At 74.1% G+C, this 11,568-nt stretch carries 8 protein-coding genes; 2 read left to right on the forward strand and 6 right to left on the reverse strand.

What is annotated here, in order from left to right:
- Nucleotide 1: 1 nt before the first annotated feature.
- The 5 genes from AB0B02_RS24525 to AB0B02_RS24545 all read right to left on the reverse strand — a co-directional run bounded on the left by AB0B02_RS24525 (nt 2) and on the right by AB0B02_RS24545 (nt 6,199).
- On the reverse strand, nt 2-1,195 hold the full coding sequence (locus tag AB0B02_RS24525; protein WP_357303868.1) for an ABC transporter substrate-binding protein: 1,194 nt from the start codon (nt 1,193-1,195) through the stop codon (nt 2-4).
- A gap of 49 nt (nt 1,196-1,244) precedes the next feature.
- Nucleotides 1,245-1,649 (reverse strand): roadblock/LC7 domain-containing protein, encoded by a 405-nt coding sequence (locus AB0B02_RS24530; protein WP_107156703.1) that lies wholly within the window; start codon nt 1,647-1,649, stop codon nt 1,245-1,247.
- A 17-nt stretch (nt 1,650-1,666) separates the two neighbouring features.
- The gene (locus tag AB0B02_RS24535; protein WP_357303873.1) at nt 1,667-4,084 is read right to left on the reverse strand and encodes a nitrate- and nitrite sensing domain-containing protein; all 2,418 of its coding nucleotides are present in this window, start codon (nt 4,082-4,084) and stop codon (nt 1,667-1,669) included.
- A gap of 252 nt (nt 4,085-4,336) precedes the next feature.
- A complete protein-coding gene (locus tag AB0B02_RS24540) occupies nt 4,337-4,786 on the reverse strand; it encodes a helix-turn-helix transcriptional regulator (protein WP_357303876.1) in 450 nt (149 codons plus the stop codon).
- A 144-nt stretch (nt 4,787-4,930) separates the two neighbouring features.
- Nucleotides 4,931-6,199: a cytochrome P450 gene (locus AB0B02_RS24545; RefSeq protein WP_281934801.1), complete on the reverse strand. Its 1,269-nt coding sequence runs from the start codon at nt 6,197-6,199 to the stop codon at nt 4,931-4,933.
- A gap of 154 nt (nt 6,200-6,353) precedes the next feature.
- On the opposite strand from AB0B02_RS24545, the gene AB0B02_RS24550 reads away from it, so the two are divergent.
- Nucleotides 6,354-7,409 (forward strand): zinc-dependent alcohol dehydrogenase family protein, encoded by a 1,056-nt coding sequence (locus AB0B02_RS24550; protein ID WP_357303879.1) that lies wholly within the window; start codon nt 6,354-6,356, stop codon nt 7,407-7,409.
- 61 nt (nt 7,410-7,470) lie between these two features.
- On the opposite strand, the gene AB0B02_RS24555 is transcribed toward AB0B02_RS24550, so the two are convergent.
- Nucleotides 7,471-10,686 carry a hypothetical protein gene (locus AB0B02_RS24555; RefSeq protein WP_357303882.1) on the reverse strand — a complete coding sequence of 1,072 codons (3,216 nt, stop codon included), beginning with the start codon at nt 10,684-10,686 and terminating at the stop codon, nt 7,471-7,473.
- Between the two features lie 249 nt (nt 10,687-10,935).
- Here AB0B02_RS24555 and AB0B02_RS24560 point away from each other — a divergent pair, with 249 nt between their 5' ends.
- Nucleotides 10,936-11,484 carry a hypothetical protein gene (locus AB0B02_RS24560; RefSeq protein WP_281934807.1) on the forward strand — a complete coding sequence of 183 codons (549 nt, stop codon included), beginning with the start codon at nt 10,936-10,938 and terminating at the stop codon, nt 11,482-11,484.
- The last annotated feature ends 84 nt before the right edge of the window (nt 11,485-11,568 follow it).

Consider the following 11,568-nt stretch of genomic DNA (forward strand, 5'->3'; position numbering starts at 1 on the left):
CTCAGCCGCCCACGGTGGCGAGGTCGCCGACCACGGTGTTGGACAGCGCCCGCCCGTCCGGGCGGACCTGACGCAGGTACCACTTCTGCACCGGGGCGTGGGTGGTCGGCGAGAACTGCCAGGTGCCGCGCGGGCTGGCGATCTGCCCGAGCTGACCGATGGCCGCGTTGATCCGGTCCGGGGTGGCGTCGTCGCCGGCCGCCGCGATCGCCCGGTCCAGCACCGCCGCCGCGTCGTAGGAGGCCATCGCGTACGTCGTCGGGGAGCCGTCGTGCTCGGCCTTCCAGGCGGCCACGAAGGCCCGGTTCTCCGCGTTGTCGAGGTCCGGTGAGTAGTTCAGCACCGAGTAGATGTCCCGCGCCGCGTCGCCCTGCGCGTCGAGCACACCGCCCTCGGTCAGGAAGCCGGCGGCGTAGAGCGGTACGTCCCTGATCTCCGAGCGGGCGTACTGCTTGACGAAGTCGATGGCGGCGCTGCCGGCGTAGAACGTGTAGACCGCGTCCGCGCCGGACGCCTTGATCCGGGCGAAGTACGGGGTGAAGTTGGTGGTCGCCGGGAATGGCGTGAACGTGGTCTTGCCGTCCGGGTTGGCCAGCTTCCCGCCGGCCTTGGCGTACGCCTCGGTGAAGCCCCGCAGCTCGTCCCAGCCGCCCTGGTAGTCCGGGCCGATCGCGTAGACGCTGCCCTTGACGTCCTCGCGCACGTGCGCCGCGATCGCCTCGCCGGGCTCGTCGGAGAGGTAGGAGGTGTGCCAGACCCGGGACACGTCCTTGAGTTCCGGCCGCCCGTTGGAGCCGACGAACGGCACCTTCGTCTCGGTGAGCAGCGGTTGGACCGCGGCCACCGAGCCGCCGCCGACGATGCCGGTGAGCGCCACCACCCGGTCCTGTTTGAGCAGCTTGGTGGCGGCGGGCACGGCGGTGGCCGCGCCGTTGCCCTCGTCGGCGACGACCACCTCGACCGTCCGCCCGCCGAGCTTGCCGTCGTGGGCGGACAGGTAGAGCTGGAAGCCGTCGCGGATGTCCTTGCCGACCGACTGGTAGGTGCCGGAGAGCGACGCGAGCAGGCCGATCTTGACGGTGCCGCCGGGACCGGCGGCCGGGCCGTCGTCGGCGCAGGCGGGCGCCGCGAGCAGGACGAGCGCGAGCAGCGCCGCGGTGCGGGCACGGCTGCGCCGGGTCAGGTTCAGGGACATGGTGTCTCTCCTGGTGTCAGGGGTGCGGAGTCCGGCGGGACGCCGGCGGTCAGCGGCTGCGGCTCAGGGCCGCCCGGGCCGCGGGGGTGAGCGCGTCGCCGATGCGGTTCGCCAACTCGGCCATCTCGTAGGAGACCTTGCCGACGTCGCACCGCGGATCGGCGAGCACGAGCAGGGAGGCGCCGTCGTTGAACGCCATGGAGAACATGAAGCCGCCCTCCAGCTGGGTGACGTTGGAGATCACCGCGCCGGCGTCGAAGAACGCCGCCGCGCCGCGCAGCAGGCTGACCAGCCCGCTGCCGGTGGCCGCCAACTGGTCGGCCCGGTCCGGCGGGAGGCCGCGGGTGGCGGCCACCATCAGACCGTCGCTGGAGATGGCGATCGCGTGGGTGACCTCGGCGGCGCGCTCGGCGAACGCGTCCAGCAGCCAGCCGAGATCCTGGTGGTCGGTCACGTGCACTCCCTGTCGGGTCAGTTGGTGATCAGGTTGGTCCGGCGGCCGGCGACCCCGCGGGCGTACGCCGCCATGGCGGTGGCCACCCGCGCCGGGTCCCGGTGCTCGGTGGCCTGCCGGGGCGCCGGGACACCGCCGGGCACCAGGTGCTCCTGCGGCTGCCGGCGCGGCAGCCCGGACGTGGTGGTGCCGGCGACCCGGGGCTCGTCGGCGCGCGCCGCGGTGCGCCAGGCGTCGTCCGCCGGGCCGGCCCAGGACGCGGCGTCGCCCGGCCGGTCGGCCTGGAACCAGTGGTTGACCTGGTCGAAGATGATCAGCTCCTCGGTGGGGGCGTCGGCGGCGGCCGACGACGCCGGCTGGAACACCGGAGCGACCGGAAGCGCCCGGTCGGCGGCCGGGCCACCGGCCCAGGGCTGCGGGGCGGGCCGCGCGCCGGCGGGCGCCACAGCGGGCCGCGCGCCGGCGGGCACGACGGTGGCCGGCACGACCGGGGACGCAACCGTGGCGCGGGCCGCCCGGCGGGACGGTCGCTCGGGGGTGAGCAGGAACTCCTCGGGCGGCAGCGGCCGGAGCAGCGCGGCCGGCAGGGCCACCTCGGCGATGGTGCCGCGCCGCGGCCCGGACCGGAGCTGCACGGCGGCGCCCAGCCGGGTGGCGAGCTGCCCCACCACGACCAGTCCCATCGCCCGCACGGTGGCCACGTCGATGGCGGGCGGCTGGGCGAGCAGGTCGTTGAGCTGCTGCCGCCGGAGCGGGGGCAGGCCGACGCCCTCGTCGCTGATCTGCACGATCACCCGGTCGCCGAGGCTCCGGCCGGTCACCCACGCCTCGGTCGCCGGCGGCGAGTAGCCGGTGGCGTTCTCCATCAGCTCGGCCAGCAGGTGCACCACCTCGTCGACCGACTCGGCGGCCACCGCGACGTCGCCGTCGACCAGGCCGAGACGGATGCGGGCGTAGTGCTCGATCTGGCTCTGCGCGGCCTGGAGCACCTGCGGCAGCGGCACGTCGTGGTGGCGGACCCGACCGACGCCCACCCCGCCCAGCACGAGCAGGCTGGCGTTGATCCGGCCCATCCGGGTGGCGAGGTTGTCCAGCGCGTAGAGCTGGTGCAGCCGGTCCGGGTCGGTCTCGTCCCGCTCGACGCGGTCCACCTGGGCCAGCACGGCGTCGACCAGGCGCTGTTCCCGCCGGCTCAGGTGGATGAAGATCTCCGCCGTGTTGGCCCGCATCACGGCCTGCTCCGCGGCGGTCCGCACGGCGGCCCGGTGCACCGCGTTGAACGCCTGCCCGACCTCCCCGATCTCGTCGTCGCCGGAGACCTCCAGCGCGTCGACGGCCTGGCGACGGGCCAGGTCGTCCGGGTCGACCGAGGCGCTGTCCGGCTCCTGGAGCCGGGCCACCACCTGGGGCAGCCGCTCGAACGCGACCGCGTTGGCCGCGTCCCGCAGCCGGCGCAGCCGCCGGGTGATCTGGCGGGCCACCGCCCAGGTGACCAGCGCGGTCAGCAGCAGGGCGAGCAGGGCCGCCGCCGCCTCCACCACGGTCCGGCGACGTTGGTCCGCGTGCGCGGCCCGGATGTCGTCGAGCACCGCCCCGTCGACCCGCAGGCGCAGCTCGGCCAGGCGGACCGCCCACTGCTGGGTGGCGGTGAGCCAGGTGCCGAGGTCCAGTTCCAGGCGGTCGCCCGCCGCCGTCCGGGCCACCTGGTCGAGGAGCCGTTGCAGCCGCAGCGCGTTCTCGCCGCTGCCGGCCTGCTCCCACCAGCCCTGCCAGGCCGGCCGGGCGAGCGCCTGGAAGGCCAGCGACGCCTCGGTGACGCCGGTCCGGGCGGCGGTGATGTCCTGCTGGAGCGCGGGCGTCACCTGGCCGGCGGTGACCGCGCGCAGCACGGCCACCTGCTGCTGACCGACCGCCTCGGCCACTTTGGACAACGCGGCGGAGGCGCGGATGCCGTCCGCGATCCGCGGCTCGACCACGCCGAGCGTGACGCTCTCCCGGAGGCCGAGCAGGTCGGCGATGACGATGCGGTAGCTGAACGTCATCGCCGAGACCGAGGCGCGTTCGGCGGTGCGGACCTGCGCGCGCAGCGGGGCGAGGTTGGCCAGCGCCGCGTCGATCCGCGGCAGGACGGCCTGCTCGGCGGCGGCGCCGGCGGGCACCCGGGCCCGCTGCCGGCGGTATCCGGCGACCGCCGCGTCGGTGGCGGTGGTGGCGTCGGCGAACGCGTCCTGCTGGTCGGGGGCGCCCCGGGTGAGCAGGTCGGCGGCGACGATCCGTTCGTACTGCAACCGGTGGGCCAGGCCACCCGCCTCGGCGCCGAGCTGGGCGAGCTGGCCGAGATCGCTGGCGCGGGCGGTCTGTCGGGCACTCTCGGTCAGTGCCAGGCCGGCGAAACCCATCACGGCGACGAGCGGGGCCGCCACGATGAGGCGCATCCGGCCGCCGATGCGCCACCGACGGCGGCGGGGCGGGTAGGGTCGGGCCGCGTGGGACCTCGTGCTCGACGCCACTGCTGACTCCCCGCGCTGATCGGCAAACTTCTATCTGCACTTGCGGATTGCACGTCTCATTCCGCCGGAAGCCGCGCGCCGAGGCCAGACCCGACCGTGGTACAAACAGGCCGTACCAGCATCTGTACCCAGAGCCGGCGACGCCGACGGCACACCCGGACCAGGGCATCGACCCGGTCAGTGCCGGTTGGCCGCCGACGGCGGCGGGCCCTCCGGTTCGGGCTGTCCGAGCACCTGACCGATCAGTTCCCGCAGCTCGTCGATCGCCGCCACCACCGCCTGCGGATCGCGCGGATCGCGCCGCGCGGCCGGTGGGCCGGACGGGTCCACCTCGCCGAGCCGGGGCCCCCGCCGGCCGTCCGCCGCCAACTGCTCGACGGCGACCTGCGGCCACAGCTCGGCGAGCCGCCCGCCGGTGGCGAGCACCTCGTCGCACCGGACGGCGAACTCCTGGCTGCCGAACCGCCGGCCGGACTCGACCGCGGCGACCGTCTCCCGGCTGAACCGCACCCGCTCGGCCAGCGCCCGCTGGGTCAGGCCACGCCGGGTCCGCCAGCGGCGCAGCTCGGCACGGAACTGGCGGCTGGCGGCGGAGGGAGCGGCGCTCGACGCGGGCGTGCGATCCATGTGCTCACCTTCGCGACGCCGGACCGGCATCGGCAGCAGATCGAGGACGGGCGATGACTGGGCGTTCGCAGGGGGTCATTCTTAACCCACCGGCGTACGGGTGTGAAGACGTGACTGCGCTGCGTGTCCGCCGACGCCGCCCGGTCACGCCACCGGCCGCGCGACCGGACGGCGGTCGGTCGGCACCGGCGGCGCGACGGTCACCGGCAGCCCGCGGTGCGCGCGGAACGCCAGGTTGGGCCGGAAGACGCGGGGATGCCCCGGGGCCGGCCTCAGGTCCGGCAGGGCCGCGGCGAGACGGGTGAGCGCGGTGCCCGCCTCCAGCCGGGCCAGCGCCGCGCCGATGCAGAAATGCGGGCCGTGACCGAAGGAGAGGTGGTCGTGCGCGTCCGGCCGGTCCGGGTCGAACCGGTCCGGGTGGCCGAACACCGCCGGGTCGCGGTTGGCGGCGCCGATCAGCAACAGGCAGCGCGCCCCGGCCGGGATGGCCACGCCGCCCAGCGTGACCGGGTGGTTGGTGACCCGCAGCCAGCCGTCGATGGCGGGCGCGAAGCGCAGCGTCTCGGTGACGAACGCCGGGACCCGCTCCGGGCGCTCGGCGAGCGAGCGCCACCGGCCCGGCTCGGACAGCGCCCGGTCCACCGCGTGGGCGAGCAGCCCGGCCGTGGTCTCGTGCCCGGCCACCAGCAGGTTGAACACGATGCTCGACGCCTCGGCGACGGTCAGCACCTCGTCGTCGCCGCCCCGGTACGCCAGCAGCTCGGCGACGTAGTCGTCACCGCCGCCGTCCAGCCGGCGCCGCACCAGGTCCTGGCAGTAGTGCCAGAACTCCAGCAGCCCGCCGGCCAGCCGGACCTGCTCGGCCGGGTCGGGGCTGCCCCAGATCAGGGCGATCTGCCCGTCCGCCCAGGCCCGGATGCGCGGCACGTCGCACGCCGGCACGCCGAGGATGTCGAGCAGCACCAGCAGCGGCAGCTCGGCGGTGAACGCCGGGACCAGGTCGACCTCGTCGCCGACCCGGGTGGCCAGCCGCGCCACCAGCTCGTCCACCCGGCGACGCACGATCCGGCCGTAGCGCTGCTCCACCCGTTCCGGGGTGTTGGCGAACGTGACCCGCAGCGCCCGGCGGGTGCGGGGGTGCACCGGCGGGTCGGCCGCGGCGGTGGTGGGTGGCGCGTCGATGCCGGCGACCAGGGCGAGCGCCTCGGGGCAGATGTCGTACACCGGGGCGAGCGTGAGCGCGTTGCCGAACGTCCGCGCGTCGGCCAGCGCCCGCCGGACGTCGGCGTGCCGGGTGATCAGCCACAATCCGAGTTCGTCGTCGTGGTGCACGCCGCCGTCGGCGGCCAGTAGGCGGGCCCAGACGCCGGCCGGATCGGTGAGATACGCTCCCGCGAACGGATTCAACCGCATGACCGCCTCCTGCACTACCGGCCGCTTTCCTTACCGTGCGCCACCACACGAACACGCGTCAAGATTTGCCGGCATCAATATATTTCTGCCGCTTTCCCGCAACTTGCGCCCTGCCCCTTGCCCTCCGCACATCAGGGCCGGGGAGGATGGCGGGATGCGGGCGGTGGTGTTCGAAGAGTTCAACGCGTGGCCCGAGGTGCGGGAAGTGGCCGACCCCGTCCCGGCGCGCGACGGGGTGGTCGTCCGGGTCGGCGCGACCGGGCTGTGCCGCAGCGACTGGCACGGCTGGCAGGGCCACGACCCGGACATCCGGCTCCCGCACGTGCCCGGGCACGAGTTCGCCGGTGTCGTCGCCGCGGTCGGCGCCGACGTACGCGGCTGGCGGCCGGGCGACCGGGTCACCGCGCCGTTCGTCTGCGCCTGCGGGCGGTGCCCCACCTGCCTCGCCGGCGACCAGCAGGTCTGCGAGCGGCAGACCCAGCCGGGCTTCACCGGCTGGGGCTCGTTCGCGGAGTACGTGGCGGTGCGGCACGCCGACGTCAACCTGGTCCGGCTGCCGGACGAGGTGGACGACGGGACCGCCGCCGCGCTCGGCTGCCGGTTCGCCACCGCGTTCCGGGCCGTGGTCGCCCAGGGCCGGGTGGCCGCGGGCGAGTGGGTGGCCGTACACGGGTGCGGCGGGGTGGGCCTGTCCGCCGTGATGATCGCGGCGGCGAGCGGCGCCCGGGTGGTGGCCGTGGACGTCACGCCCGCCGCGCTGGCGCTGGCCCGGCGCAGCGGCGCCGCGGTCTGCCTGGACGGGTCGGCGCTCGGCGGACCCGGCGAGGTGGCCGCCGCGGTCCGGGACGCGACCGGCGGCGGCGCCCACCTCTCGCTCGACGCGCTGGGCAGTCACGCCACCTGCGTCGCCTCGATCGAGGGCCTGCGCCGGCGCGGCCGGCACGTGCAGGTCGGGCTGTTGCCCGCCGCGCAGGGCCGGCCCGCGCTGCCGATGGACCTGGTGATCGCCCACGAGCTGGAGTTGCGGGGCAGCCACGGGATGCCCGCCCACGCCTATCCCGAGCTGCTGCGGCTGGTCACCGCCGGGGTGCTGCGCCCCGGCGAGCTGGTCACCGGCGTCATCGGGCTGGCCGACGCGCCCGCGGCGCTGGCCACCCTGGCCACCATGGACCGGCCGGCCACCGCCGGGATGCGGCTCGTCCGCCCCTGACGGCGACGGGCCGGCCCGGCGTCGGGAGAACCGACGCGGACCGGCCCGCGGCCGACCGGGATCAGTCGGTGACGGTCACCGAGACGGTACGGACCGGCTGCTGGTACTGCCCGTAGTTGTCCATGCCCCGGATCGTCACCGTGTACGTGCCGGCCGGCACCACCGGCGACGTGTACGCGAAGTTCGACCCCGGCGAACCCGGGCTGGTGAGGAACGCCGCGATCCACGTGCCGGCCCGGCCGAACGTGCCGGCCGCGTTCATGCCCTGCCCGGCGGCGTTGGTGATCTGCAACTCCACCTTCTGCATGCCGACGTCGTCGACCGCCCGGCCGGTCACCACGATCCGACCACCGGTGTAGACCTCGCCCTCGACCGGCGTGATGCTCGGCTCCAGCGTCGGGTCGAGGTCACCGGGGTAGACCAGGTACTTCGCGGTGGCGCCACTGGTCGAGCCGTCCTGCTGGCCGGCCGTGTCCACCGCCCACGCCTCGACGCTGTAGGTGCCCTTCGTGGGCAGGTCGACCGGGAGCGTGAACGTGGTGCTGGTGGCGTTCGGGGCGGCGAGCGTCGCGTCGAGCGTGGCGAACGCCGCGGCCATCGTGCCGTTCGGCTGGACGTACCGGCCGGTGTCCAGGTCGCGCAGCGCCACCCGGACGGCCTTCACGCCCTTGTCGTCGGTCGCCGTGCCGGCCAGGTCGAGGTGCAGCCGGTCGACGTTCTGGTCGGTCCCGGTGAAGCTGAGCAGCCCGTTCGGGAAGGCGTCGCCGGGCACCTGCGCGGTGACGGTGAGCCGGCCCAGGTTGGTGTTGGACGTGGTCAGGCCCAGCCTGTCGGTGGCGCGTACCCGGAAGTCGTAGACGCCGGGGGTGAGCGGAACCGTGGTGAAGGACCAGTCGAACGTGGCGGCGTCGAGGTTGGTCGGGGAGATCCGGTGGTACGCGGCGACCGAGTCGGCGCCCCAGGTGCCGTCCGCGGCCAGCGCCTCGCGGGTGGTGTTGTTCCGCAGGTAGATCTCGACCGACTTCAGCGCGTCCTCGTCGGCGGCGGTGCCGGCGAACGTGACCGTCGCGCCCGGCGCCACGGTCAGCGGCGCGGCGGCGGTGGGCGGGGTCATCGCCACCGGCGCGGTGATCGCCACGGTCGGCGGGACACCGGTCGCCGAGACGGTCCAGTCCCGGGTGTCGCCGCGCAGGTCGCTCTGCCCGGCCGTGTCGACCGCGGTGGCGGTCATCCGCCACTGCCCCTCGGTCGGCAGCGTCACCTCGTACTGCCAGGTGGCGGACGTCGCGCCGAGCACGTCCGGCTCGCCCCGGAACGTGTTGTAGACCGCCGCGACGCTGCCGTCGTCCTGCAGGTACCGGTTGTCCGGCGTGCGGAACGAGTAGATCATCGAGCTGACGCCCTTGTCGTCGGTCGCGGTGCCGGTGGCGACGAAGCTCTGGGTGGCGATCAGGCCGGCGGTCGGCGCGGTGATCCGGGTGGCCGGCGGCAGGTCGTCGAAGCGGAACGCCTCGATCTTCTTGATCGCCTTGGTGGTGTCGCCGGCCCCGTCGCGGCCGACCGTCTTCGCCTGGATCTGGTAGACGCCGGCCGGCAGCGACACCGGGAGCTTCCAGGTGGTGGACGTGGCGTTCGGCGCGGCGACCGTGGCGTTCAGCGACTTGAACGCACCCCAGGTCGTCAGGTCGGCCTGGAGGTACTGCCCGCTGTTGCGGTCCATGACCTCGACCTGGACCTTGGACACGCCGGCCGGGGCGAGCGCCTGGCCACCCAGGTCGAACGACTCACCGGCCTGCTTCACCGCGCCCTCGATCGGCGTGGTGACCGTGGTGTCCAGCGCCGACGGCGCCGGCTCCTTGGACAGGTCGAAGAACGCGACCCGACCGGTCGTCTTGCCGCCCTTGACGTTGCCGTCGCCGCCGACCAGCAGACCGCGCGCGGTGGCCAGCATCGCCTTCTCCCCCTCGTACGAGTTGGAGCCGGGGTTCCACTCCAGCGCGGTGCCGGTGAGCGGGTCCAGCGCGCCGAGGTGGTCGCGGCGGACCACCTGGTCGCCGAGGCCGTAGCCGCTCAGGCCCTGGCCGGTGCCGTAGCCGACGTTGTCCAGCCCGGGCCACGGCACGTTCGAGGTGGGCGACTCCTGCCAGCTGAAGTGACCGCCGACGTAGACGGCGGTGTCGGTGATCGCGACCGAGTAGATGCTGTCGAAGTGCCGGGAGATCCAGAGCGGCTCGACGTGGTCGTTTCCGGTCAGCGAGTACGCGATGGCGGTGTCGTTGATCGGCGGCCGGTCGCCGCCCGAACCACTGGTGACCACGAAGTACGAGTCGTCCGGCGCGATGTCACCGGCGAAGACGCGCTGGATGCCGCCGACGAAGGAGAGGTTGTCCTCCCACAGCCGGGTCCGCCACGGCAGCAGCGCCTTGCTGGCCGTACCGATCAGGGCCACGCCGTAGCGGTCCTGCCCGGCGATCTGGCGACCGGTGTGCACGACCAGCAGCTTGCTGCGGTCGTGGGTGAGCTTGAGCTGCTGCACGGTGAGCATGCCGCCGACGCCGATGCCACCGGTGACCGGCAGGTTGAACGCGGTGTCGACGGCGCCGGTGGTCGGGTTCAGCGCGGCCAGGCCGCTGCGGGCGACGCCGTTGACGGTGGCGAACTGGCCGCCGACGTAGACGGCGGTGGGGCTCACGGCCAGCGCGGTCGCCCGCGCGCTGGCGGTCGCGGTGAACGCGGCCACCGGCGCGCCGGTGGTCGGGTTGAGCCGGGCGATCTTACGCTTGGTGACGCCGTTGATCGTGTTGAACGAGCCGGCGATGTAGAGCGACGTGCCGTCCGGCGACGCCTCGACGGCTGCCACAGCGCCGTCGATGGTCGGCTTGAAGCCGGTGTCCACCTTGCCGGTGTCCAGGTTGTACGAGGCCAGCGACTTCTGCGCGATCGCCGTGCCGCCGACGTTCGCGATCGAGGTGAACGTGCCGGCGATGAAGACCCGGTTGCCGATCACCTCGATGTCGGTGATCTCGCCGTTGGTGATCCGCGGCGTGTCGGTGCGGGGCGTGCTCGGCATCAGCCGGGTGTCCCCCGGCGTGACCTGCGCCCTGGTGACGACCGTCCGGGCGGCGCCGAGCGCGGCGCGGCCCCCCGTCGCCTGGGCGCCGGTGCGCCCGGTGACACCGGCGTCGGTGACGGTGACGACGCCGGCCAACGCCGGCACCCCCGCCACCACGACCGCGCCGGCGGCGAGCACCGCTACCGCGCGACTCCAAACTCGCATCGAGACAACTCTCCCTGTCCGCCCGGACGGCGCCCCTCGGGTGGCTCCCGACTTCCCTCCGTCCGCGTGCCGGACGTCACCGTAGGAGGCAAGGAGTTCTCGCGATACGTTGCCGCACCGGTAATCGACCGCTCGTCATCAATTCCGGCCACACGGCGACCCCGCTCCACCGATCGGCTGGCCGCCCGCCTACCGCCCGGGCCCCCGTCGCGCCTTTCGGCCCGTCCCGCGCCGTCCGGCCCGTCCGCCATGATCGATCCCGTCGTCGACGCGGCGGCGGAGGGCGGGGCGGTGACCGGCGGACGACGGTCGGGCGTCACCTGCCGACACAAAGCGCCGAGCGGGGAAACCGTTTTCGGCGAACGCCGAACATCCGACAGCAGCGGGCGCGTCGGAGCAATTACCGAATCGGTCGCGGAAATTCGGCACGCCGACGCCGGAACGCGCACACCGATTGTCGGCGGCCAGAAACCGCGCCAGCTACGCCAGGAACCGTATTCCATCGAAGATCACGCTGTCAACGACGCCGTCAACAGCCACAATGAGCAGTCGGTACGGGCTCGCCGCCGCCCGCCGACCGCATCCGGCATATCCCTCCACAATGGTGTCGAGGCGGCGGAAGCTCCCGATGACCGATACGGGCGACATCACCCCGGGGACCGCCCCGGAGTGCGCGTCGAGCCGCCGCAATCACATTTCTTACCGGCCTCCGGGAACTGGCCGAACGTGCAGCGCCCGACACCGAAAGCATCGACCGGCGGCACGATTCGGGGATCGGCGGACAAAGATCGTCGGTGACATGATGAACCCGGTTCCCCATCGAGGAATCCTGATCTTTCCACCACCCCGGCCGACCGGACGGTCCGGCGCGGCGACCGCCCG

The sequence above is a fragment of the Micromonospora sp. NPDC049240 genome, from assembly GCF_040647835.1.
Classification (GTDB): domain Bacteria; phylum Actinomycetota; class Actinomycetes; order Mycobacteriales; family Micromonosporaceae; genus Micromonospora.